The 211-nt window shown below is 81.0% G+C and carries 1 pseudogene; it reads left to right on the top strand.

The features are described 5' to 3' along the window. A pseudogene (locus AE652_RS41810) lies at nucleotides 1-211 on the top strand (FAD:protein FMN transferase); the annotation flags it as partial.

A 211-nucleotide genomic window follows, 5' to 3' on the forward strand; every position in this document is an offset into this window, starting at 1 on the left:
GGCCTCGCTCACCCTGGTCGGTGCCCCGGGCACCGGCATCGCCCGCACCGACGCCTGGGCCACCGCCGCGTTCGCCATGGGCCCGGACCGCGCCCTCGCCTGGGCCGCCCGCCGACCCGGCATCGAGGCCCTGGCCGTCCTGCCGGACGGCTCGAAGCGCTGGACGCCGGGCCTGCCCGGGCACCTCCCGGCGAGCGGTCCGGCGGACTGG

The sequence above is a fragment of the Kitasatospora sp. MY 5-36 genome (assembly GCF_001182915.1).
Taxonomy (GTDB): domain Bacteria; phylum Actinomycetota; class Actinomycetes; order Streptomycetales; family Streptomycetaceae; genus Kitasatospora.